This window comes from Micrococcus sp. KRD026, assembly GCF_017168445.1.
Lineage (GTDB): Bacteria > Actinomycetota > Actinomycetes > Actinomycetales > Micrococcaceae > Micrococcus > Micrococcus luteus.
This window is the reverse complement of record NZ_JABFBA010000010.1, coordinates 13,914-38,130: the sequence shown is the minus strand read 5'-3', so window position 1 is coordinate 38,130 and position 24,217 is coordinate 13,914. Positions and strand designations below refer to the sequence as shown.

Below are 24,217 nucleotides of genomic sequence, written 5' to 3'. Positions count from 1 at the left end.
GTCATATTGCGGTGAATGTGGAAACCTTAGACCGCAGGATAATCTCTCCTGAGGTGGCCCTCGTTCTAAATCGGGCCAAGGACGGGGCGTCGAGTTCAGCTTTGGCCTGTGCGCATCCTGCTGGCCCGGGCCAGGGGCAGATGGTGGTACAGAGTCTGCGTTTGAGTGGTTTGCTGACTGAGCCGGGTAGGCCGGGCCGAGGAGGTGCTCGGGGAGTAATTCCAAGGTTGGAGGAGGAATTTCGGGTAGATCCGAGAGCTTCTCTCGCGTATGGTTCCTTACGACCTCTTATTGCGGCTGGCGACTCCGTGCCGCGGCGGGGAGACATTAGGATCACACTGGTAGGTGGCTGCGTGATGCAGTTTGCACGAGCGGCGACGCACGACAAGTTTGCATTGGCGGGTTACAATCCTTCGGTGACGACGCTTTGGCCGGGCGCTAGAGCAGCTGATCTGGAGATCCCCCTGAAGCGGACGGCACCTGATATCATTGTGCTTGCACCATTTGTCGAAACGCTCCTTCGTGGGATTTTTGATCCCTCATATGAAACGTCGGCGGTCGACCTCGCCAGGCGGGGGAAGGTGCTGTCGCGTACGCTCGTCCGCTTCATGAATGAGGTAGCGACATATTGTCCCTCGGCTCTTATTATCATGCACACCTTGTCAGAGCCGGGGCTGTCTGGTCGCGGGCGGCTTGAAGGATTGGAACGTCGGCGTTTGAGCCGAGTGGTTGGTGAACTCAACGACCAGATTCTGATCGCGAGTCAAGAGCATCATAACGTGCTCGTCCTGGATGAGGAGTATTTGGTGAGAAGGTGGGGAACCGATAAGTTGTTCGACGACTCGGTTTTTCCTTTCGCGCACCACGGAGGGAGCCTGGATATCGCTCTTGACACCCCTAATCAGCTGGAGTTTCTGGAAGAATGCCTTGCTCAGGAGTATTATAATCTCTGGGTAGCCTTTGGTTTCAAGAAGATTAAGTGCCTCGCTGTGGATTTGGATAACACTCTGTGGCCGGGAGTGATGGCCGATGGTCTTGCTGATTGGCACATTAGAGATACGACGTCATCCTGGATGCACCGAGGTTTACATGAGGCCCTAAAGATCGTCAAGGAACGCGGCGTACTCCTCGCGTCCGTTAGTCGGGGAAACCCCGATCACACATTATCGGAGTGGCGGAGGAATAGTGAGAAGGGGCTTCTAGATCCCGATGATTTCGTCGCACACTATATTCGGTGGGGGGCCAAGTCTGAGTCGATGTTTCAACTGTGTGAGGACCTGCGGGTATCACCGGAATCGGTTGCGTTCCTTGACGACATGGAGATCGAACGGGCCGAAGTAAGAAAGTTTGGGCCCCCGATCATGATTGTGGAGAGGCCCGTGCATGAGTTCCGGTCCTGGATTCTGACCGAACCAAGGCTCGAGATTGCATCGAGAACTGCGGAATCGGCAAACCGCACCGAAACCACACGCGCAAGTTTGAAGGTGGAGGCGGCGAAGCGGGACAACCCAGACGGGTTCGCAGAGATTCTGGGAGAGATGGAAGTGCGTCTCGTCGTTCGCCCGGCGGTAGAGGGGGATCGTACGCGCCTGGTCGAGTTGCTCTCTCGCACGACGCAGTTTACAAACGGGGGTCCAGCGCCGTCGGATGCGGACTACGCGCGGGGCATAGCGGATAACCGCGTGTTTGTGGTAGAACTTACAGACAGGGACGCTAGCTACGGAATCGTGGGTGCGTGCATTGTTGAAGGAAACAAGGTAGCGCACATGGCTGTTTCGTGTCGTGTGATTGCATATGATGTTGGGCCCGCGTTTATTTGTACCGTAATTGATCACCTAGGGGGAGACCTTTGGTGTGCGAAGATCGTCAAAACCGATAGGAATAACCCGGCAAGAGATGTTTATCGGCAGGTGGGCTTCGATTGCACTCGTGATGATCATGAGTGCAGCGAGTGGGTGCTTTATAATGGCGGCCTGGAGGAGCTATCGCGCAACTGGCCGCACCAAATCGAATGGAGGGGAGTTACGGCGTGATGAATCTACGTTGGAGTCACTTGGATCGAGACGAGGCGACTCTCCGAGACTTGCGAAGTGTGTCGGCAAATGAACTGCGATGGAACGCTGAGTCGGTGGTAAGGTCGGGCGCCAATTCGTGGCATTTATATAAGAAGTGGGAGCATCAGCACTGGCAAGTCGACTCACTTAGAATTGGGGATGACCGGACACAATGGGAGTCCTTTTCGAATGGATCCAGGGAGATGCTGTTGGATCTATTCGCATCCTTCTACGTGGGCGAGTATACGGCAGTAGATGGGCTCACAGCTGTTACTAGGGGTGCTCCGCAGGAGGATTACTTGGTGTTTTTGGCAACCCAGAGCGCGGACGAAGCGCGGCACGTTGCATTTATGAACGAGATCGATAAGAATCTTATGGATGGGAATGGGTCACTTCGAGATCGCCTTCCCGAATTTTGGGAATGTTTGACGCCTCCTTACAAAGCACTCCAGCGTGTTGAAGATCAGTTTGTGACTGAGCTCCTGGAACGTCCCGATATTGACAGCTGGTTGAGGGTAGTAACAGTGTTTCACTTACTCACTGAAGGTGTGCTTGCGATTAATGGCCAGCAGTCCATTATCCGTGCACTAAGGCTTCAGGGGGATTTGCCCGAGGTTGAGAAGGGGTTCATCGGGATGATGCGAGACGAATCGCGTCATATCGCGTTTGGAACTCAAGCGGTTCGGGAATGGGTTTCCCGAGGGTTCGAACGTCATGTTATCGAGGCGATGGAGATGGCGGTGCCTCATGTTGTACATGTCGGTGACAGGGGCGAGTCGAACCTTCCTGCGGTGCATCATCTGACCAATCTGGTGGACAGGCGGTTGGCCGCGGCGGGAGTCTCCCTGGCGGGGAGGAAACATGTTGCCATTGTAGCGGCTCGTGAGTATGATTCGAAGATGTGAGCTTGGGCACAGGGGAAGAGTTGATGTTCCTCGGTCTGGCTCCATTCGCCGCAGGCCCTGTGGCGGGATTCCTCTGTGTCATGTAGGGAGGTGTTTCAAGTGGCCAAGATTGTCAAGCTTGCCGGCAAGCCCGATAAGAAGACGATGCTCTGACATTGCTTCTCGCAGAAAGCTGCTCCGGGTCTCTGGAACCAGGGGCCCGGAGCAGTGCTAGTTAAGGGAAGGCGGGGTTAATGTGCGGTGGCCGGCGTACGGTTTGCAGCGGCGGTTAATGGCCCTTGGCGAGGTGGATTCGGAGGGGTGGTTAGTAGGCCATCCGCAGGAGCCTGTATGGGATTTGTATCGCGTAGAGGGCACCCTGGATCTGGTTCGCTTGGAGGCTGCCTGGCGTGGTGTGACCGACGGAATCGACACTCTGCGCTTTCGAATTAGAGACGAGGGGGGGCAGCCGTTTCTATACCGGGTCGCGGATGCTCCTAGCTCGGAATTCGAAATTGCCGATATAGATTCATGCTTTGGCGTCGGAGGACTGTCTGAACCGGCTATCGATGCCGTCTCGGAGCATATAGGTAATACCCGCTGTGGGCCGGAGGCGGCGCTGGCTAAGTTGTTGGTGCTCCGTGACGGATTCGATTTCCTTTTGTGTTTCTCTATTGACCACGGGTTTAGCGACGGTTGGTCTCTTTCCTTGATTCTTAAGCGACTAAGTCGTGCTTACAGAAGTGGGGCGTCTGGGTCGTCCGCTGGCGATTATAAAGGCGCTTCGCTTGAGGGGTTTTTGAACCGGTGGATCGGCGAGGTTGATATTTCGGCGGCCCGAAGGGAACTGTCTGACTATTTCCAGGATATCGAATCGCCCGGTTCAGCCCTTTGCGGTGAGGAGTTCTCTCCTGAACGTGGGGATGCGTTTTTTGTTGACTCGAAACGGACCTATGTGGTTCCTACTGATGTTGACCAAAAGGTTTCCCACTTGGCCGAAGTAGGGGAGTGTTTTTCAGTCGATGTTTGGAATGCGGCGGTCTCGGTAACGGCCCGACGCTGTTCTCAGGGGCCACAGCCTCTCTTCTATATTCACCATGGTCGGGTTGATCGGCGCGATTTTAATGTGGTGGGACCACTTTATGAGGCGCGGGTTCTACGGTCGGCTAGGAGTGGATCTCGAGTCGGTGAACAGATCTCCGAGTTGGCTGCTGTTCCTGCCCTTCGGGGTGCCAATTTGCGAGAGATGGGGCTGACAAACAAGTTGCGATTTGCCGTTGACCACGTGCCAGAATCATCCCCTATTAAGTTTGATGATGATGTTACAGGGCGTCCTATTCTGGGTGCCGAGTTGGGGGGGCTGTCTGGAAGTGTGTTTGAGCCGTCTGAGTCTGCAGCTACTGTCTGGGTGACGATTTATCGAATGGGCGATCGGTCTGAGGTTGGTATCGAGTATGCCAGCGCGTCTGTAAGGAACCCGGATTGGATTTTTGAAGAACTAGTCAGGGCAATACGAGATGAGTAGAGATAGTGTAGTGGCTCCTGGCGGCTTAGGTACGGGTGAGTCTGGCCCCCGCAGGGCGGTGGTGCTTGGCGGGGCCGGGTTTTTAGGGAGCCATCTGGTCGATGGGCTTCTTTCCGAGGGGTTTTCTGTTACCTCGATCGACAATTTGTGCACGGGTAGGAAGGAAAACTTCGAACATTGCCTTGGGCTCTCTCATTTCGAGTTCATTGACTGTGATATCGAGGAAATGAGGACTGATATTCAATGTGATTTGATGTTTAACTTGGCCTCTCCCGCCTCTCCGGAGGCGTATAGAAGGTTGCCTCTAGAGACTCTCAGCGCAGGGTCTGCGGGGGTTAAGCGTTCACTTGAGGCCGCGCGAAAGAGCGGCGCTACTTATATTTTTACTTCGACCTCGGAAGTTTACGGAGACCCTCTGGAGCATCCCCAGCGGGAGGGGTATTTTGGCAATGTTAACCCCGTCGGCCCGCGCAGCATGTATGATGAGGCCAAACGCTTTGGCGAGGCGCTTATCACGGCGTATGCAGATGTTCATAACCTGGATGTGCGTATAGCCCGTTTGTTCAATACCTACGGGCCACGTATGCGGGAAGACGATGGACGTGTCGTCCCCATGTTCATGAAGCAGGTGTTCGACGGTGAAGAAATGACGGTGCATGGAGACGGTCTCCAGACACGCTCGTTGTGTTATGTGACTGATACCGTCCGTGGCCTGATCAGGCTGGCTGATACTGCCGTTGCCTCTCCTGTGAATATCGGCAATCCGGAAGAAGTGTCGATTTTGCAACTTGCGGATATAATTGCCGAGGCCGCGGGCGTTTCGGAGCCGAGGGTTCGGTTTATGGGGGCCTCGCCTGAGGATCCCAGAGTGAGGCGCCCGGATATTGAATTGGCCAGAACTATGTTGGGTTGGAAGCCTGAGATCGGTCTGCGTGAGGGTATTGAGCGGACTTTGATGCATTTCAGGCAAGGATAGACGAATTGTATTCGAATGAGTATCGAGGAAATTTTGACTGTTGACGGGGCCGCATCGTCTGGAGCTCGTGTTTCTTATTAGTGTCCGCGCGTCGGGTGGTTCTTTGGGGATCCGTATAAAGTCTAGCAGGGGGTCTTCGACGGGACCTTTTTTGGTATAGGGTCTAGTACTCGATTTGTGATGGCTCAGGAATGCGTTGTCCTTATGCGAGGTCCGGCTGTCGCGGGTATTTATGAACCTTGCGGTGATTGCGCGTGGCGCTCCCTGTAGGGGCGCTTGGGAGATAGGGGGGAGCACTGTGCCCCATGCTCTCCTGGGCGGATGTGCTGTTGGCGTGGCCTGAGCGCAGTGCCCTCATTACTCGTAGTACTTGGAGTGCTGTCATCTGGGGGTGGGGCGGCCTGCCGCGGCCGCTGGCCGACCCTCTGCGCTATTGACCCTGCAGGCCTCTGCGCTCCTCTGTGTGCCTCTGTGCCGTTCTGGGAGCTTGTCTGGTCGGTCGTGCTGGCCGCAGGCTGGTGGGGAGCGTCGTGGGGGCGCGCCTGTCACCGCGAGGAAGGCCGGTGGTGTCGGTCTGTGGCTGTCGGTCGAGGTGATTGCCCACCCGGCCCCGCACCGTCCCGGGCTCTCCCGTTGCCCAGGGCCGCGTGGAGCACTGGAGCGCCGTCGGCCAGGGCCAGGGTCAGCCCGGCGTCCGAGGTGCCCGGGGCGTAGGGCTCGCTCTCACCCGTGGTCAGGTTCGTGCAGTTCTTCCCGTCCACCGATACCAGGGCGGCCATGGGCATCCCGTGATCGGTCATGGCCGCCTCCACCTCGAACCAGTGCGGTGCGCGGTCTACGGGGCCGTAGCCGATCAGGATTGCGCGCTCACATCCGGCCTCCCCGAGTGTTGCGTCCTGACCTCGGAACGAAGCCAAGGGCGCTTCAGTACTTATGGCGACCTCCTCTGACCAGTACCGTCGGGCGGCGGATCCAGCCGGCACGACTTGAGCAGAACGACATGGTCAGCGGGAAGGGGAGGGGGGCGACCCGCGATGCCCCAGCCGGTCAAGACCCCCCCGAGGCGGGTACCCCACTTCTAGGGCGTGTTGCTAAAGGGTTCGGGGACGTGGATGCGCGAGTCTGGGGTCATGTCGCGTGATGTCATCTCGGACGAGGTCTGGGCCGTGATCGGCCCGCTGTTCCCGGCTCCGAAGTCCACGGGTCGGTCCCCGGTGGATCGGCGCGCGGTAGTCGAGGCCACCGCGTGGCGCTTCCGCACGGGGGCACCATGGCGGGATCTGCCCGATCGGTTCGGGAACGGGAACACGATCTACAAGAACTTCAACCGGTGGGCCGCCCAAGGCGTGTGGGAGCAGGTGCTCGAACGCACTCAGTCCATGGCACAGCAGGCCGGCGAGCTGGACTTCGGTGGCCTCGATCGATTCCACGATCGTGCGCGTCCACCAGCACGGGGCGACCCTGCCCCGCACCACAGGGGGCCTGGATGAACTACAAGAAATCAGCGGACGAGCCGGCTGATCATGCCATCGGACGTTCCCGCGGTGGTCTGACGACGAAGAATCATCTGGTCTGTGATGGCAAGGGCAGGGTGCTGGCGTTCGTGGTGACCGGCGGGCAGGTCGCGGACACCTCGATGCTGGCCACCGCGCTGGAGCAGATCAGCGTTCCCGGGCCCCGTGGGCGGCCCCGGACACGCCCTGAGCGCCTGATCGCAGACAAGGGCTACCCCTCGAAGGCGAACCGGGCCTGGCTGCGCCGGCATGGCATCGCGGCCACGATCCCCGAGCGGGCCGATCAGATCACGCACCGGCGCAGACGCCCGGGCCGGCCGATCGACTTCGGTGAAGACCAGCGCCAGCGCTACCGGGGACGCAATGTCGTGGAGCGGTGCTTCAACCGGCTCAAGCAGTGGCGAGGGATCGCGATGCGTTCGGACAAGTACGCCCGGAACTATCACGCCGGTCTCAGCCTCGCAGCGACACTGCACTGGCTGACTACCATCCTTTAGCAACACGCCCTAGGTGTAAGAGGTCATGACGTTGTTGACTCGTGCCGGGGCCAACGAGGTTGGCGGGGCGTCCCCGCAGGAGGTATGAGGCCGATGGTAGTTGTAGTGGCTCACCCACACCTGCAGGGCCTCACGCCGAGCTTGCTCTGAGGAGTACGGGCGGGCGTAGAGGACCTCATCGACCATCAGCCGGTTGTACCGTTCGACCTTCCCGTTATGGCGCGGGGTGTAGGGGCGTTCCCTGCTGTTGCCCGTGTTGAGGGTGGTGGTGTGGGGTTAGGGTTACGGCGGTCATAGCGTGGGGGAAACGCCCGGTTCCATTCCGAACCCGGAAGCTAAGGCCCACAGCGCCGATGGTACTGCAACCGGGAGGTTGTGGGAGAGTAGGTCGCCGCCGGACATTTTTTGAGGGAGGGCCTCGCACTGTTGGTGCGAGGCCCTTCCCGCATTTCTGGACTGTTTCTCCGAGAGGACGGTCCGCCACAGGCTCCGGGCACTAGCCTGGTCTCCTGAGGACCCGGCCGTGAGGCCGGCGCATGAGGAACAGAGACTGCGTTCCCGCGGATCATCGCGGCGTGACGCCCAGGAAGGACACCATGGCTGAGGACACCCCCCGAGAGCGCCGCGAGGACCGTGGTTCCGAGGGCCGCGGGCCCCGTGGTGGTGATGGCCGGCGTCGTGGTGGAGACCGCGACGGACGTCCTCGCAGCGGTGCCGGTGACCGGCGCCGCTCCGGCGGGCCTCACGAGGACCGTCGTCGTGGCTCCGCAGACGGTCCGCGTCGTCAGGACGGGGCCGGTGACCGTGGCCCGCGTCGCGAGGAGTTCGGTCGCGACGGCGCGCGGCGTCGCTTCCGCCCCACCTCCGAGGACCGCCGGCGCGGCCCGGGCCAGGATGGCGGGCGGCCCGAGCGCCGCGGTGCGCCGACGGGCCCTCGTCGCGAGGACCGCGCCGAACGACCCGCGCACAATCCCGGTGACCTCCGAGCGGCGAATCGTGCGGACCAGGAGCGCTCCCCGGACATCGACCCGGACGTGACGGGCAAGGAGCTCGACCGCGGCACGCTCAAGGAGATCAACGGCCTTGACGAGCGTGCTGCCAGCTGGGTCGCCAAGCACCTGGTGATGGCCGGTCGCTACCTGGACGTCGACCCGACGCTGGCGTTCCAGCACGCCCTCGCCGCGTCCCGCAAGGGCGGCCGCCTGTCACGCGTGCGCGAGGCCGTCGCGCTCACCGCCTACGCGGCGGGGGAGTACGCCGACGCGTTGCGCGAGTTCCGCACCTACCGGCGCATGACGGGCGACGACACCCACATCGCCGCGCAGGTGGACAGCGAGCGTGCCCTCGGCCGCACGGAGAAGGCCCTGCAGCTGGCCGCCGAGGTGGATGCCTCGCGTCTGGACCGCGCGGCGCGGGCCGAGCTGGCCATGGTCGTCTCCGGCATCCGCGAGGACGCCGGCGACCTCCAGGGTGCCCATGAGGCCCTGCAGATCCCGGAACTGGACCGTCGGCGCGGCTACCCCTTCTCTCCCCGGCTGTTCCAGCGCCAGGCCGACGTGCTGCTCGCCCTGGGGCGCCGCGACGAGGCTCGGCTGTGGGCGCGTGCCGTGCGCGTCGCGGAGAAGGCCCTCGGCGTGGGCGGGTTCGCGGACCCAGAGATCATCGACGTGGACACCGAGCCGGTCGAGGACCCCCGGAACCGCCGCCCGTCCCCCCGCGAACGGCGCCACGAGCGGTATGCGGCCGAGGCCGGTGCGGAGCCGACGGCGGACGGATCCCCGGCCGAGGAGCCGGAGGCCGCCGCGGAGCCGACCTTGGTGCCCCGACAAGAGGCCGTCGCGGAGCCGCCGGCCGCCGTCGACACGCCGGACGAGGTCGACCCGAACCAGCTGTCGCTGTTCGACGACCTCGAGGCCCCGGAGGCAGACGAGCGGTGAGCACCACGTTCTTCGACGGTCACGACGGGCTGCTGTGCGACCTGGACGGCGTCGTGTACGCCGGAGACGGTGCGATCGCCGGGGCGGTCGAGACGCTGTCGACGCTGCAGGAACGCGGCGTGCCGGTCGGGTTCGTGACGAACAACGCCTCTCGCGCGCCGGAGTCCGTGGCCGAGCATCTCCGCACGCTCGGGGTGCCCGCGGAGGCGGGGCAGGTCTTCGGCTCCGCACCGGCGGGCGTCGACCTGCTCGAGGAGACGCTCGGCCGCCGGACCGGCCGGGTGCTCGTGGTCGGCTCGGCGTACCTGCGCGCCGTGGTCGAGGAGCGGGGCTACGAGGTGGTCGCGTCCGCGGCGCAGTGTCCCGACGCGGTGATCCAGGGCTTCGACCCCGGTCTCGGCTGGGCCGATCTGGCGGAGGCCGCGTACGCCGTGCGCGCCGGGGCCACCTGGGTCGCCACCAACCTGGACACCTCGATCCCGCGCGCGGAGGGGATCGCCCCCGGCAACGGGGCCCTCGTCGAGGCGGTGGGCCGGGCCACCGGCACCGCGCCCGTCGCGGCGGGCAAGCCCGAGCCACGACTGTTCCGGACGGCGGCCGACGCCCTCGGCCTGGCCCGTCCCCTCGTGGTCGGCGACCGCCTGGACACGGACATCCGCGGCGGCAACGCGGCGGGGTTCGACACGGTGCTCGTCCTGACCGGCATCGACACGCGCGAGACCGCGGCCGCCGCCCCCGGGCCAGACCGGCCGACGTGGGTCCGTGCGCACCTGCCCGCTCTGCTCGCCGGCGGGGCCGAGGCCTCCGCGGACCCACGGCGTGGCTGAGACCGCACGCGCCGACGTCGCCCTGGCCGCTCGGGGCCTGGCACGCTCCCGCACGGAGGGCGCGGCGCTCATCCGCGCGGGACAGGTGCTCCTCGACGGCCGCCCGGTGCGCCGGCCCGCCGACCGCGTGGCCGCCGACGCCACCCTGCGCCTGCGCGACCCGGGCCCGCGGTACGTCTCCCGTGCGGCCCACAAGCTCGTCAGCGCACTCGAGGCATTCCCGGACGTGGGCGTGGCCGGCCGCCGAGCGCTCGACGCCGGGGCCTCCACCGGCGGATTCACCCAGGTCCTCCTCGAGCGGGGCGCCGAACGGGTGGCCGCCGTCGACGTGGGCCACAACCAGCTGGCCCCGCCCGTCCGGGCCGACCCCCGCGTCCTCGTGCGCGAGGGGCTCAACATCCGCGACCTCACGGCCGAGGACATCGACGGTCCGGTGGACCTGGTGGTCTCCGACCTGTCCTTCATCTCGCTGCGCCTCGTCCTCGCCCCGCTCGCGAGCGTGTGCCGACCCGGCGCCGAGCTACTGCTCATGGTCAAGCCCCAGTTCGAGGTCGGGCGGCGCGCCCTGCCGCGCTCCGGTGTCGTGACCGATCCCGACGCCCGCCGCCACGCCGTCGTGGGTGTGACCGCGGCCGCGCTGGGCGCCGGCCTCGCACCGCGCGGCCTCGCCCGATCCGGCCTGGCCGGACAGGACGGGAACGCCGAGTTCTTCCTGCGGCTCCGCCGTCCCGACGCCACCGCGGCCGACAACCCGGCAGGCGGGACGAGCCCGGCCCCGCCCGCCGGCGAGCGCGCCGCCGGGTGGGTCCGGGGCGCCCACATCGACTGGTCCTGACCCCCGACCGGGGGACACCGCCCGTCCACGGGCGCGGGGCCACCGGTTCGCGTGTCCGGTCTCGTGGCTATCCTGGAGCGCAGTGCCCGGCACCCCGGCTCGCGGAAGGAACCATGCCCTACACCCCCGGACGTCGCATCCTCGTCCTGACCCACACGGGCCGCGAGGACGCCATCAGCGCGGCGCTGCAGGCCACCCGCATGTTCGCGGAGGAGGGCCTGGTCACCGTCATGCTCGAACAGGACGTGGCCGCCATCCGCGCGGCCGCGGGGGACCCCCCGGAGTTCGCGCCGGAGACCCTCGGGGTCGACTGCGAGCTCGAGGACATCACCCTCGGCCTCGTCCTCGGCGGCGACGGCTCGGTGCTGCGGGCGGCCGACTTCGTCCGCGGCCACAACGTGCCGCTGCTGGCGGTGAACCTGGGCCACGTCGGCTTCCTCGCCGAGTCCGAGCGCACCGACCTGCACCGCACCGTCCAGGCGATCGCCTCGGAGTCCTACGTGGTGATCGAGCGCATGGCCCTGGACGTCGTCGTGCACGTGGAGGGCCGCGAGGTGGCCCGCACGTGGGCCCTCAACGAGGCCTCCGTGGAGAAGTCCCACCGGGAGCGGATGCTCGAGGTGGTCGTCTCCGTGGACAACTCGCCGCTGACGTCCTTCGGCTGCGACGGCGTCGTGCTGGCCACCCCCACCGGCTCCACGGCCTACGCCTTCTCCGCCGGGGGCCCCGTGGTGTGGCCCTCCGTGGAGGCCCTGCTGTGCGTGCCCATCAGCGCCCACGCACTGTTCACCCGCCCCCTCGTGGTGGGTCCGCGCTCCACGATCGGTGTGGACGTGCTCACCCGCACCCGCGAGACCGGTGTGCTGTGGTGTGACGGCCGGCGCACCGTCGAACTGCCACCGCAGGCCCGGGTCGAGGTGTCCCGGTCGGCAGAGCCGGTGCGCCTGGCCCGTCTTAACCCGACTCCCTTCGCGGAACGGCTGGTGCGCAAGTTCCGGCTGCCCACGGACGGCTGGCGCGGCCCCGTCACCGCCCAAGAGCGGGCGGGCGTGCTCCACGAGGTGGAGACCGTCGAGCCGCGGCACGCGGGGCCGCGTCCCGACGTCGTCGAACCGGCCACCATGCCGCTGTCGGTGCCCTCGCCCGCGGACATCCAACGCCACCGCGACCGCGGGGCGCGTCACCCCGGGGAGGACGCATGATCGACCATCTGAGGATCTCGGGGCTCGGCGTGATCGGCGAGGCCACCGTGGACCTGGACCCCGGCTTCACCGTCGTCACCGGTGAGACCGGCGCCGGCAAGACCATGGTGGTCACCGCCCTGGGCCTGCTGCTCGGTGCTCGCGCCGACGCGGGCGCGGTCCGCCGGGGCTCGTCCCGAGCCGTCGTGGACGCCGGCGTGCGCGTGACCGCGGACCACGCGGCGCTCCGCCTGGCTCAGGAGGCCGGCGCGGTCGTGGACGAGGGCGACAACGGCACCCACGACCTGGTCCTCAGCCGCAGCGTCACGGCGTCGGGGGACGGCACACGCTCCCGTGCCACGGCCGGCGGCCGTTCCGTGCCCGTGGGCCTGCTCTCCGAGATCGGGGCCACGCTCGTGGCCGTGCACGGGCAGAACGACCAGGTCCGCCTCCAGGGCGCCGACGCCCAGCGGCACGCCCTCGATGCGTTCGGCGGCGCCGAGCTCGCCGCGGCCCTGCGCGCCTACCGCGCGGACCACGCCGCCTGGACCGCCGCGCGTCGGGAGCGCGAGGAGCTCACCGCCCACCGCCAGGAGCGGGCCCGCGAGGCCGAGGCACTGCAGCGCTCGCTCGAGGAGATCGACCTCGCCGAGCCGCAGGAGGGGGAGGACGAGGAGCTGCGGGCTCTCATCCGTCGGCTCGAGGACGTCGAGGAGCTGCGCGCCGCCTCGGGGGAGGCGCACGCCCGACTGGCCGGCCCCGACGTGGACGCGATGGACGAGACCCCCGGCGCCGTCAGCCTTGTGGAGGCGGCGCGGCAGGCCGTGCTCGCCGCCCCCGGCGACGACCCCGACCTCGCCGCCGCGGCCGCACGCCTGGCCGAGGCCGCCGTCGTGCTCACGGACATCGCCGGCGACCTGGCCCGCTACACCGCCGACCTGGACGCCGACGCGGCCTCCGACCTCGACGCGGCCCAGTCGCGGCTGGCCGAGCTCACGCGACTGCAGCGGCTCTACGGGCCGGAGCTCGCCGACGTGATCGACTGGGCCCGGACCCAACGTCCGCGCCTGGACGAGCTGCAGGGCGACTCCGGCCGCCTCGAGGAGCTCGAGGCGGAGGTCGACCGGCTGGACGCCGCGCTGCGCGAGCGGGCCGCGACCCTCACCGCCCTGCGCACCGCGGCCGCCGAGCGGCTCGAGACCGCGGTGACCGAGGAACTGCACGCCCTGTTCATGCCGGACGCCTCGTTCCACGTGGGACTGACGCCGGTCGCCGGGGACGGTCTCGGCCCGTACGGCGCTGAGGACGTCACGCTCGCCCTGCGCCCCCACGCGGGCGTCGAGCCCCGGCCCCTGGGCCGCGGCGCCTCCGGCGGCGAGCTCTCCCGCGTGATGCTCGCCCTCGAGGTGGTCCTGGCCGCCACGGACCCGGTGCCCACCTTCGTGTTCGACGAGGTCGACGCCGGCGTGGGCGGTGAGGCCGCCGTGCGGATCGGGGCCCGCCTGGCCCGGCTCGCCCGCCACGTGCAGGTCATCGCCGTGACCCACCTGCCCCAGGTCGCCGCCTACGCGGACCGGCACGTGCGGGTGGAGAAGAACTCGGACCCGGCCGCGGGTGTGACCACCTCCGACGTCGTGACGCTGACGGCCGACGAGCGGGTCGAGGAGCTCGCCCGCATGCTCGCCGGCCACGGGGACTCCGCGGCGGCCCGCGAGCACGCCCGGGAACTGCTCGAGTCCTCCGCCCGCGAACGCGGCTGACCCGGTCCGCGGACGCCGCCCCGACATGAGAGGATCGCCCCATGCCTGAGATTTCCGCGTCCGCGGGACGCTCGCCCCTGCGCGACCTGCACGTCCCCCGCCCGGTGAAGAAGTCGAAGACCGTGTACGAGGGCCGCGTGTGGGACATCGCCCGCGAGTCGTTCCGCCTGGACCCGGCGGACAAGTCCCGGGAACCGCTGACCCGAGAGCTGATGGTGCATCCGGGCGCCGTGGCGATCCTCGCGGTCCGCACCAAGCTCACCACCACCGGCCCCCGCGAGCAGGTGGCCCTCGTCCGCCAGTACCGCCACCCCGTGGGCATGGAGCTGTGGGAGATCCCGGCGGGCCTGCGGGACGTGGACGGGGAGGACCTCCACCAGGTCGCCGTCCGTGAGCTGGCCGAGGAGGCCGACCTGCGCGCCCGCGAGTGGCACACCCTCGTCGACTACTACACGACCCCGGGCGGCTCCAGCGAGGCGATCCGCGTGTTCCTGGCCCGTCAGATCGAAGAGATCCCCGACGGCGAGCGGCACACCCGGCAGGACGAGGAGGCCGCCATGCCGCTCGTGTGGGTCGGCCTCGACGAGGTGACCGACGCCGTCCTGGACGGCCGGGTGCACAACCCGTCCACCGTCGTCGCCGTGCTGGCCCTGGGCGCCCACCGCGCCCAGGGCTGGCGACGCCTGCGTCCCGTGGACGCGCCGTTCGTCCCCGACCGGCAGGCCCCGGGGGCGGACTGGCCCGCGTGAGCGCCGACCCGGCACCCCGGGGGAGCCGTGGGGGCCGGGGCGCGGAGTCCGCCCTCGCGGCCCCGTTCCGCCGCCACCTGGAGCACCTGGCCGTCGAGCGGGGCCTCGCCGCGAACACGCTGGCCGCCTACCGCCGCGACCTTGAGCGCTACCGCCGCTGGCTCGAGGCCCAGGGGGTGCGCGCCCCCGCCGACGTCGACCCGGGCCACGTCTCGGGCTTCCTGCGGGCGCTGGGCACCGGCGAGGACGGCGGGCGGCCCCTCGCGGTCCGCTCGGCGGCCCGCGTGCTCGCGGCCGTGCGCGGCCTGCACCGGTTCTGGGCCCTCGAGGGACTCACGCCCGCCGACCCCGCCCGCGACGTCCACCCGCCGAAGCCGGGCGACCGCCTGCCGAAGGCGCTCCCCGTGGAGCAGGTGACGGCGCTGCTGGAGGCCGTGCCCGTCGACACCCCCGCCGGACTGCGGGACCGCGCGCTGCTCGAGTTCCTCTACGGCACCGGCGCCCGCATCTCCGAGGTGGTCGGCCTCGACGTCGACGACGTGGTGGGGCTCGCGCAGACCGGGGACGACGGCGGCCAGCCCGTGGTCCGCCTGTTCGGCAAGGGGTCCAAGGAGCGCGTGGTGCCGATCGGCTCCTACGCGGCCGCCGCGCTCGACGCATGGCTGGTGCGGGGACGGCCCACGATCATGACGGGAGTCACACGCTCCACGCCCGCCCTGTTCGTCAACGCCCGCGGGGGCCGGCTCTCCCGGCAGTCCGCGTGGGCCGTGCTGAAGCGGGCGGCCGAGCGCGCCGGCCTCGAGGCGGACGTCTCGCCCCACACCCTGCGCCACTGCTTCGCCACGCACCTGCTGGCCGGCGGCGCGGACGTCCGCGTGGTCCAGGAGCTGCTCGGGCACGCGTCCGTGACCACCACGCAGGTGTACACCCTCGTCACCGTGGACTCCCTGCGCGAGGTCTACTCCGCCGCGCATCCGCGCGCGCGCTGAGCCCCGCACCTGATACGCTCAAAATCCGTGGTGAAACGAACTTCTCGTACTCAGACGTCCACGCGCGTCACCCGTCACGTGTTCGTGACCGGCGGTGTCGCCTCCTCCCTCGGCAAGGGGCTCACGGCCTCCTCGCTCGGCCACCTGCTCAAGGCGCGCGGGCTCAGGGTGGTGATGCAGAAGCTCGACCCCTACCTCAACGTGGACCCGGGCACCATGAACCCGTTCCAGCACGGCGAGGTGTTCGTCACCGAGGACGGCGCCGAGACGGACCTGGACATCGGCCACTACGAGCGCTTCCTCGACGAGGACCTCGACGGCCTGGACAACGTGACCACCGGCCAGGTGTACTCCACCGTGATCGCCCGCGAGCGCCGCGGCGAGTACCTCGGGGACACCGTCCAGGTCATCCCGCACATCACCGACGAGATCTGCCGCCGGATGCGCCTGCCCGCGGAGCCCCGCGGCGACCGCCCCGCCCCGGACGTGATCATCACGGAGATCGGCGGCACCGTCGGCGACATCGAGTCGCAGCCCTTCCTCGAGGCCGCCCGCCAGGTCCGCCAGGACGTCGGCCGCGACGACGTCTTCTTCCTGCACGTCTCCCTCGTGCCGTACATCGGCCCCTCGCAGGAGCTCAAGACCAAGCCCACCCAGCACTCCGTGGCCGCCCTGCGCTCGATCGGCATCCAGCCGGACGCGATCGTGCTGCGCTCGGACCGGGCCGTCCCCGACGATGTCCGCGGCAAGATCGCCCGCATGTGCGACGTCCCGCAGGACGCCGTCGTCAACTGCGCCGACGCCCCCTCCATCTACGACATCCCCCGCGTCATCCACGACCAGGGCCTCGACGCCCACGTGGTGCAGTCCCTGGACCTGAAGTTCAAGGACGTGGACTGGACCGCGTGGGATGCCCTCATGGACGCCGTGCACCACCCGGAGCACGAGCTCACGGTGGCGCTCGTGGGCAAGTACGTGGACCTGCCGGACGCCTACCTGTCCGTCACCGAGGCGCTGCGCGCCGGTGGCTTCGCCCACCGGGCCAAGGTGGGCATCCGCTGGGTGGCCGCGGACGAGTGCGCCACCCCCGAGGGCGCGGCGGTGGCGCTCGCGGACGTCGACGCCGTGTGTGTGCCCGGCGGCTTCGGCGTGCGCGGGCTCGAGGGCAAGCTCGGCGCGCTGCGGCACGCCCGCGAGCAGCGGATCCCGACGCTGGGTCTGTGCCTGGGCCTGCAGTCCATGGTCATCGAGTACGCCCGCAACGTCCTCGGCCTGGAGGACGCGGACTCCACCGAGTTCGACCCGGAGACCGCCTCGCCCGTGATCGCCACCATGGCCGAGCAGGAGCAGATCGTGGCCGGCGAGGGGGACCTCGGCGGCACCATGCGCCTGGGCGCCTTCCCCGCGACCCTGCGCCCGGGCTCCGTGGTGGCCGAGGCCTACGGCACCACCGAGGTGACCGAGCGCCACCGCCACCGCTACGAGGTGAACAACGCCTACCGCGACCGCCTCGAGGAGGCCGGTCTCGCGATCTGCGGCACCTCCCCGGACGGCGCCCTCGTGGAGTTCGTGGAGCTGCCCCGGGACGTGCACCCGTACTACGTGTCCACGCAGGCCCACCCGGAGTTCTCCTCCCGGCCGACCCGCCCGCACCCGCTGTTCGCCGGCCTCGTCGCCGCCGGCCTGGCCCGCCGCGCCGACGCGGCGGCCCGGCGCTGAGGGGCCGACGACCGGCCCGACACAGTGGTCACGACACGCCGTCGCCGCGCCCGGCACGCGGCGTGTCGTGACCACTCTGCGAGGGCGTCGCACCGATGACGACACGACGACGGCGGGCCGCCCCACCCGGGGCGACCCGCCGTCGTCGTGCACGCGGCACCGCGCCGCGAGCGAATGGGGCGACGTGTCGGAGGTGATCTGCGTCTACACCTCCGACAAGTCGCCCCGACCGCCCCTCACGAGGCTCAGCCCGCCGGCAGCTCCCGCTGCTCGGGGCCGTCGTAGGCCGAGAGCGGGCGGATCAGCGCGTTCGCGGCGCGCTGCTCCATGATGTGGGCGGTCCAGCCCGTGATGCGCGAGGCGATGAACAGCGGGGTGAACATCTCCGTGTCGAAGCCCATCAGGTGGTAGGTCGGGCCGGCCGGGTAGTCGAGGTTCGGCTTGATCTGCTTGGCCTCGTCCATCGCGGACTGCAGGCCGTCGTACAGCCCGAGCATCTCCTCGCGGCCGTAGTGCTCGATCATCCGGTCCAGCGCGGCCTTCATGGTGGGCACGCGGGAGTCGCCGTTCTTGTAGACGCGGTGGCCGAAGCCCATGACCTTCTTCTTCTGGGCCAGGGCGTCCTCCATCCACGCCTTCGCTCGGGCGGCGGCGTCCTGGCGGGACTCCTCCTTCCGGATGCCGATCTCGTCGAAGGTGTGCATCACGGCCTCGTTGGCGCCGCCGTGCAGGGGGCCCTTGAGCGCGCCGATCGCACCGGTCACGGCCGAGTGCAGGTCGGAGAGCGTCGAGGTGATCACGCGCGCGGTGAAAGTCGAGGCGTTGAACGAGTGCTCTGCGTACAGCACCATCGAGACGCGGAACGCGTCCACGACCTCCGGGGCGGCCTCCTCGCCGAACGTCATCCAGAGGAAGTTCTGCGAGTAGTCCAGGTCCTCGCGCGGCTCCACCACGTCCTGGCCGCGCCGGCGGCGCTGGTCGTAGGCGACGACGGCCGGGAACGCCGCGAACAGGGCCTGGGCCTTCTCCAGCTCGGCCTCGGGGGAGGAGTCCTCCGCCTTCGGGTGGTTCGCGCCGAGCACGGACACGGCGGTGCGTCCGACGTCCATGGGGTGGCAGTCGGTGGGCAGCAGGTCGATGGCCTGCTTCACCTTCGGGTCGAGGGCACGGTGGGTGCGCTCGAAGCGCTCGAACGCGGTCAGCTCCTCGTCCGTGGGCAGCTCACCCGTCCAGAGCAGCAGCGCGACGGCCTCGAACGGCAGCTGCGCGGCCAGGTCCTGCACGGGATAGCCGCGATACAGCAGGGAGTTCGTCTCCGGGTTGACCTTGGAGATCGCCGTGGTGTCCACGACGACGCCGGCCAGGCCCTTCTTGATCTCGGTCTCGGTCATGGTGTCCCTCCTCGGGGAGTGGGGCCCGCCCGCGCACGGGCGGGCCCGGTGACGGGTCAGAGGTCGGCGTGGTTGGCGCCGATGTCGAGCGTGGGCACGTCGAAGTTGAAGATGCCCGTGTCGAAGGCGTTGTAGCCCTCGTAGTCCACCAGCTCGTACAGGCGGGCGCGGGTGAGCATCTGCTCCACCTGCGACTGCTGGGTGCCCTCCTCCTTGATGGCGTGGAGCACGCGCTCGGCGGCGCCCATCGCGGAGCGCAGCAGGGTGACCGGGTAGATCACCATCGCGACGCCGGCGTCGGCCAGCTGCCGGCGGGTGAACAGCTCGGACTTGCCGAACTCGGTCATGTTCGCCAGGACCGGGACCCCGAGGGGCTCCAGCTCGCGACACACGGTCTCGAACTCGCCGATGTCCTTCAGGGCCTCCGGGAAGATCGCGTCCGCACCGGCCTCCACGAGCGCCTTCATGCGGGCGATCGCGGCGTCCAGGCCCTCCACGGCACGCAGGTCGGTGCGCGCCATGATGAGGAAGTTCGGGTCCCGGCGGGCATGGACGGCGGCGGCGATGCGCTTGACCGCGGTGTCGAGCTCCACCATGTTCTTGCCGTCGAGGTGGCCGCACCGCTTGGGGTTGAACTGGTCCTCGATGTGGCAGCCGGCCAGGCCGGCGTTCTCGAACTCCTGCACCGTGCGGGCCACGTTCATCGGCTCGCCGAAGCCCGTGTCCGCGTCGATGAGGCACGGCAGGTCCGTGAGGCGGGCGATCTGCCCGCCGCGCACGGCCACCTCGGTGAGCGTGGTCAGCCCGACGTCGGGCAGGCCCAGCTCGTTCGCGAGCACGCCGCCGGAGATGTACACCCCGGGGAAGCCCTTCTCCTGGATCAGCTTGGCGGTCAGCGGGGTGAACGCGCCCGGGAACTGCTGGGCGCCGCCCTGCTTCAGGGTCTGCCGCAGGTCGATCCGCTTCTGTTCGGCCGTCTTCGTCGAGTACAGCATCAGAACAGGCCCTTCGGGGCGGCGGCGAGGTCGGCCTCGGACAGGAACGCCGGGTCCGCCAGGATGTTCAGCTGGTCCAGCTCGCCGGGCTGCAGCTCGGCCACGCGCTCGGCGGCGGCCAGGAAGCGGTCCTGCTCCTCCTTCGAGACGATGCCCTCGGCCAGGGTGCGGAACTTCTGGATGTACTGCTCGCGGGCGAACGGCCGGGCGCCGAGCGGGTGGGCGTCGGCCACGGCGATCTCGTCGGTGATGACGGTGCCGTCCTTGAGGGTGATCTCCACCGCGCCGCCGAACGCCTTCTCCGCGAGGTCCAGCGAGTGGTAGCGGCGGGTCCACTCCGGGTCCTCCACGGTGGTCACCCGGTGCCACAGGGCCACGGTGTCCTCGCGCTGGGCGCGCTCGGGGGCGTAGGAGTCCACGTGGTGCCAGGAGCCGTCCTGCAGGGCCACGGTGAAGATGTAGGGGATCGAGTGGTCGAGGGTCTCGCGCGAGGCCGTCGGATCGTACTTCTGCGGGTCGTTGGCGCCCGAGCCGATCACGTAGTGGGTGTGGTGCGAGGTCTTGATCAGCACCGACTCGACGTTCGCCGGGTCGGTGGCCTCCGGGTGCTCCCTGTGGAGCTTGCGGGCCAGGTCGATCCAGGCCTGGGCCTGGTACTCGGCCGAGTGCTCCTTGGTGTAGGTGTCCAGGATGCCGCGCTTGGGCTCGCCCTGCTCGGGCAGCGGCACCTCGTAGGAGGCGTCCGGGCCGTCCAGCAGCCAGGCGATCACGCCGTCCTCGCCCTCGTAGATCGGGACGGGGGAGGTCTGGCCGCGCATGGCGCGGTCCACGGCCTCGACGGCCATCTTGCCGGCGAACGCCGGGGCGTGGGCCTTCCACGTGGAGATCTCGCCCTTGCGGGACTGGCGGGTGGCGGTGGTGGTGTGCAAGCCCTGGCCGATGGCCTGGAAGATGGTCTCGGTGTCCAGGCCGAGCAGGGTGCCGATGCCGGCGGAGGCGGAGGGGCCGATGTGGGCCACGTGGTCGATCTTGTGGCCGTACAGGTTGATGGACTTCACGAGGTCCACCTGGATCTCGTAGCCGGTGGCGATGCCGCGGATCAGGTCCTTGCCGGAGCGGCCGGTGTGCTGGGCGACGGCGAGGATCGGCGGGATGTTGTCGCCCGGGTGGGAGTACTCGGCGGCCAGGAACGTGTCGTGGTAGTCCAGCTCGCGGACGGCCACGCCGTTGGCCCATGCGGCCCACTCGGGGGAGACCTTCTGCTCCACACCGAACACGGAGGCGCCCGCACCGCCGGTGGAGACCGGGTGGGACAGGGCCTGGGCGCGGGCGGCGACGATCGGGCCGCGCTTCAGCGAGGCGACCGCGACGGAGGCGTTGTCGATGATCCGGTTGATGATCATCTCCTCGACCTCGGGCAGCACCTCGACGTCGTCGACGGCCACCTCGGCCAGCTTCCAGGCCAGCTGGTCCTTGCGCTCGAGGTTCTCCTCGGAGCGGTGCACGCGCACGTGATGGTTCTTCATGGTCGGTCTCCTTCGGTGGGGGTCAGCAGGGTCGGGGTCTCCTCGGCGCGGCCGCGCCGGGTCAGATGGTGGAAGGCGTGGTGCAGGTGGACCCGCGTGGTCGCCTCCGCGAGGTCTGCGGCGCCCGAGCCGACGGCGTCGGCGATGTCCGCGTGCTCCGCGGCGGAGGCCGCGAGGCGGGCCGGGTCGTCCGCGGCCAGTCGGCGCAGGCGCGCCAGGTGCAGGCGCAGGGTGCGCAGGGTGGAGACGAGGTAGGGGTTCGCGGCGGCCTCGTCCAGCCGGCTGTCCAGCTCGGCCGTCATCGCGTAGTAGTCCGCCGGGTCGGTCCCGCCGCGCAGGGCCGCCTCGGCCTCCTGGAAACGGCCCGCGAGGACCGTGAACCGCTCGGCCGCCTCCGGGGTGGCCCGCTGCGCGGCCCGGCGCGCCAGGAGGGACTCGAGGGCGATGCGCAGGTCGAACAGCTGGTCCGCCTGTTCGAGGGACAGGTCGGCGACGACGATGCCCCGGCCCGGGGCCTGCTCGGCCAGGCCGTCGGCCATCAGGCGGGAGAGCGCCTCGCGCAGAGGGGTGCGCGAGATGCCCAGGCGCTCGGCCTGCTCCACCTCGCCCAGGCCCGCGCCCGGAGGGAGGGACCAGTCGAGGATCTCCGCCCTCAGGGCCTGGTACGCCCGCTCACTCGCTCGCATGCCGCCAGTGTATACACAACAGTCCCGCCGAGGGCAGGGGGTGTGTCCGATGCGCGTGCCGGGCGACGCCGTCCACGGGGAGCGTCGTCCGGCGTGCGGGGGCTGGGTGGTGCGTCCCCGGCGCGGGTCTCGCGCGTGCCGCCACGCCTCACTGACGGGGCACGAAATGTATACAGATCCCTTGCCCCCTGTGATCCACGGCACTACCCTGGGCGCATGGCGACCCACGATGCCCCCGCCGAAGACCGCCCCTCCGGCGCGTACGCCGACGCCCACGCCCGCTCCCTCCGCGACCCCGAGGGGTTCTGGCTCGACGCGGCGCGCGCCATCGACTGGACCGTCGCGCCCACGCGCGCCCTCGACGACTCCGCCGCGCCTCTGTACCGCTGGTTCCCGGACGGCGAGCTGAACACCGCCTTCAACTGCCTGGACCGGCACGTCGAGGCGGGCCGCGGGGACGCCGTCGCGCTGATCCACGACTCCGCGATGACCGGTGAGGTCACCCGCTACACGTACGCCGAGCTCACGGACGCGGTGGCCCGCCTGGCCGGCGCCCTGGCCGCGCGCGGCGTCGGCAAGGGCGACCGCGTCCTCGTGTACCTGCCGATGATCCCGCAGGCCCACATCGCGATGCTGGCGTGCGCGCGGCTCGGCGCGGTGCACTCCGTGGTCTTCGGCGGCTTCGCCCCGCGCGAGCTCGCCTCCCGCATCGACGACGCCGCCCCCGACGTCGTGCTCACCTGCTCCGGCGGCATCGAGCCCAAGCGCCGGGTCGAATACCTGCCCGCCGTGGCCGAGGCGCTCGAGACCGCCGCGCACCCCGTGCGCACGGTGCTGGTCCACCACCGCGAGGGCTTCGAGACCGCGCTCGCGGACGCCGACGGGCGCGGGGGCGCGAGCTGGGAGGACTGGGGCGAGGCCGTCGCGGCCGCCGAGCCGGCCGACTGCGTCCCGGTGCAGGCCACCGACCCGCTGTACGTGCTCTACACCTCGGGCACCACGGGCAAGCCGAAGGGCGTCGTCCGGGACAACGGGGGCCACGCCGTCGCCCTGCGCTGGACCATGGAGCACATCTACGACGTCGGTCCGGGGCAGGCGATGTGCACGGCCTCGGACGTGGGCTGGGTCGTGGGGCACTCCTACATCGTCTACGGCCCGCTGCTGGCCGGGGCCACCACGGTCATGTACGAGGGCAAGCCCGTGGGCACGCCCGACGCCGGCGCGTTCTGGCGGCTGATCGAGGACCACGGCGTGCGCTCCTTCTTCACGGCCCCCACGGCGCTGCGCGCGATCCGCCGCGCCGACCCCGAGGGCGAGCTGCTCAAGGACCACGACCTGTCCTCCCTGCGGCACTTCTTCGCCGCGGGCGAGCGCCTGGACCCGGAGACGCAGCGGTGGATCGAGGGCCTGCTGGGCATGCCGGTGATCGACCACTGGTGGCAGACCGAGACCGGGTGGGCCATCGCGGCGAACCCGGTGGGCCTGGAGCAGCTGCCGGTGAAGATCGGCTCGTCCTCGGTGCCCTCGCCGGGCGTCGATCTCGTGGTCCTGGACGGCCTGGGCGAGCCCGTGCCCGCCGGGACCGAGGGCAACATCGCCCTGCGGCTGCCGCTGCCCCCGGGCACCCTGCCCACCCTGTGGGGCGACGACCAGCGCTACATCGACTCCTACCTCAGCGCGTTCCCCGGCCATTACGCGACCGGTGACTCCGGCGTCGTGGACGAGGACGGCTACGTGTTCGTGCTCGGCCGCACCGACGACGTCATCAACGTCTCCGGGCACCGGCTGTCCACGGGCGTCCTCGAGGCCGCCCTGGCCGCCCACCCGGCGGTGGCCGAATGTGCCGTGATCGGCATCGCGGACCCGCTCAAGGGCCAGCGGCCCTCGGGCTACGTGGTCCTCAAGTCCGGCGTCGAGACGCCCGAGGCCGGCTCCGAGGCCGAGGCCGCGCTCCTGGACGAGCTGCGTCAGGCGGTGCGCCGCGAGGTGGGCCCGGTGGCGGACTTCCGCGACGTCGTCGTGGTGGACGCGCTGCCCAAGACCCGCTCGGGCAAGATCCTGCGCAAGACCATGCGGCAGATGGCCGACGGCGAGGAGTACGCGGTGCCCTCGACCATTGAGGACCCCGCCGTGCTCGAGGCCCTGGCCGGGGTGCTGCGCCCGGCCCGCTGA

General features: G+C 68.8%; 17 protein-coding genes, 1 rRNA gene and 2 pseudogenes. 15 read left to right on the top strand and 5 right to left on the bottom strand.

Features of this window, described 5'->3' with window-relative positions; genetic code table 11:
* The first annotated feature begins 356 nt into the window (after positions 1 to 356).
* From J1M40_RS04725 to J1M40_RS04705, 5 genes and pseudogenes are all read left to right on the top strand, one after another.
* The gene (locus J1M40_RS04725) at positions 357 to 2,033 is read left to right on the top strand and encodes an HAD-IIIC family phosphatase (RefSeq protein ID WP_186302035.1); all 1,677 of its coding nucleotides are present in this window, start codon (positions 357 to 359) and stop codon (positions 2,031 to 2,033) included.
* Positions 2,012 to 2,959 carry a ribonucleotide-diphosphate reductase subunit beta gene (locus J1M40_RS04720; protein WP_144819229.1) on the top strand — a complete coding sequence of 316 codons (948 nt, stop codon included), beginning with the start codon at positions 2,012 to 2,014 and terminating at the stop codon, positions 2,957 to 2,959. Before J1M40_RS04725 ends, J1M40_RS04720 begins: the two co-directional genes overlap by 22 nt.
* Positions 2,960 to 3,230: 271 nt before the next feature.
* Complete coding sequence (locus J1M40_RS04715) at positions 3,231 to 4,463, top strand: condensation domain-containing protein (protein WP_145016002.1); 1,233 nt, start codon at positions 3,231 to 3,233, stop codon at positions 4,461 to 4,463.
* Positions 4,464 to 4,473: 10 nt separating this feature from the next.
* Entirely contained in the window at positions 4,474 to 5,439 is a 966-nt protein-coding gene (locus J1M40_RS04710; RefSeq protein ID WP_260849748.1) for an NAD-dependent epimerase/dehydratase family protein, read from the top strand.
* 1,112 nt (positions 5,440 to 6,551) lie between these two features.
* A pseudogene (locus J1M40_RS04705) lies at positions 6,552 to 7,450 on the top strand (IS5 family transposase).
* Positions 7,451 to 7,459: 9 nt separating this feature from the next.
* Here the strand turns inward: J1M40_RS04705 and J1M40_RS04700 are convergent.
* A pseudogene (locus tag J1M40_RS04700) lies at positions 7,460 to 7,687 on the bottom strand (integrase core domain-containing protein); the annotation flags it as partial.
* Positions 7,688 to 7,733: 46 nt separating this feature from the next.
* Between J1M40_RS04700 and rrf the strand changes: the two are divergent.
* From rrf to J1M40_RS04655, 9 genes are all read left to right on the top strand, one after another.
* Positions 7,734 to 7,850: ribosomal RNA gene (gene rrf / locus J1M40_RS04695) — 5S ribosomal RNA — on the top strand.
* Between the two features lie 634 nt (positions 7,851 to 8,484).
* Positions 8,485 to 9,387: a hypothetical protein gene (locus J1M40_RS12655; protein WP_179297204.1), complete on the top strand. Its 903-nt coding sequence runs from the start codon at positions 8,485 to 8,487 to the stop codon at positions 9,385 to 9,387.
* Positions 9,384 to 10,214, top strand: a complete 831-nt coding sequence (locus J1M40_RS04685; protein ID WP_078025588.1) for an HAD-IIA family hydrolase — start codon at positions 9,384 to 9,386, stop codon at positions 10,212 to 10,214. The genes J1M40_RS12655 and J1M40_RS04685 overlap by 4 nt, the downstream gene beginning before the upstream one ends.
* Complete coding sequence (locus tag J1M40_RS04680; RefSeq protein WP_078025589.1) at positions 10,207 to 11,049, top strand: TlyA family RNA methyltransferase; 843 nt, start codon at positions 10,207 to 10,209, stop codon at positions 11,047 to 11,049. Before J1M40_RS04685 ends, J1M40_RS04680 begins: the two co-directional genes overlap by 8 nt.
* Positions 11,050 to 11,162: 113 nt before the next feature.
* Positions 11,163 to 12,251 (top strand): NAD kinase, encoded by a 1,089-nt coding sequence (locus J1M40_RS04675; RefSeq protein WP_206450498.1) that lies wholly within the window; start codon positions 11,163 to 11,165, stop codon positions 12,249 to 12,251.
* The gene (gene recN / locus J1M40_RS04670; protein ID WP_036338142.1) at positions 12,248 to 13,990 is read left to right on the top strand and encodes a DNA repair protein RecN; all 1,743 of its coding nucleotides are present in this window, start codon (positions 12,248 to 12,250) and stop codon (positions 13,988 to 13,990) included. The genes J1M40_RS04675 and recN overlap by 4 nt, the downstream gene beginning before the upstream one ends.
* A gap of 41 nt (positions 13,991 to 14,031) precedes the next feature.
* A complete protein-coding gene (locus J1M40_RS04665) occupies positions 14,032 to 14,739 on the top strand; it encodes an NUDIX hydrolase (RefSeq protein ID WP_036338140.1) in 708 nt (235 codons plus the stop codon).
* Positions 14,736 to 15,728, top strand: a complete 993-nt coding sequence (gene xerD, locus J1M40_RS04660; protein ID WP_342356882.1) for a site-specific tyrosine recombinase XerD — start codon at positions 14,736 to 14,738, stop codon at positions 15,726 to 15,728. Before J1M40_RS04665 ends, xerD begins: the two co-directional genes overlap by 4 nt.
* Positions 15,729 to 15,737: 9 nt before the next feature.
* Positions 15,738 to 17,447, top strand: a complete 1,710-nt coding sequence (locus tag J1M40_RS04655; protein WP_080695883.1) for a CTP synthase — start codon at positions 15,738 to 15,740, stop codon at positions 17,445 to 17,447.
* A 245-nt stretch (positions 17,448 to 17,692) separates the two neighbouring features.
* Here J1M40_RS04655 and J1M40_RS04650 read toward each other — a convergent pair whose 3' ends face one another.
* Genes J1M40_RS04650 through J1M40_RS04635 form a run of 4 tightly spaced genes read right to left on the bottom strand, consistent with a single transcriptional unit; the run spans position 17,693 to position 22,045 of the window.
* Positions 17,693 to 18,838, bottom strand: a complete 1,146-nt coding sequence (locus tag J1M40_RS04650) for a bifunctional 2-methylcitrate synthase/citrate synthase (RefSeq protein WP_136940162.1) — start codon at positions 18,836 to 18,838, stop codon at positions 17,693 to 17,695.
* A gap of 56 nt (positions 18,839 to 18,894) precedes the next feature.
* Positions 18,895 to 19,833, bottom strand: a complete 939-nt coding sequence (gene prpB / locus J1M40_RS04645) for a methylisocitrate lyase (protein WP_036315724.1) — start codon at positions 19,831 to 19,833, stop codon at positions 18,895 to 18,897.
* Positions 19,833 to 21,359, bottom strand: a complete 1,527-nt coding sequence (locus J1M40_RS04640; RefSeq protein ID WP_036315722.1) for an MmgE/PrpD family protein — start codon at positions 21,357 to 21,359, stop codon at positions 19,833 to 19,835. Before J1M40_RS04640 ends, prpB begins: the two co-directional genes overlap by 1 nt.
* Positions 21,356 to 22,045 (bottom strand): GntR family transcriptional regulator, encoded by a 690-nt coding sequence (locus J1M40_RS04635; RefSeq protein WP_206450497.1) that lies wholly within the window; start codon positions 22,043 to 22,045, stop codon positions 21,356 to 21,358. The genes J1M40_RS04640 and J1M40_RS04635 overlap by 4 nt, the downstream gene beginning before the upstream one ends.
* Positions 22,046 to 22,261: 216 nt before the next feature.
* Here J1M40_RS04635 and J1M40_RS04630 point away from each other — a divergent pair, with 216 nt between their 5' ends.
* Entirely contained in the window at positions 22,262 to 24,217 is a 1,956-nt protein-coding gene (locus tag J1M40_RS04630; protein ID WP_036315720.1) for an AMP-binding protein, read from the top strand.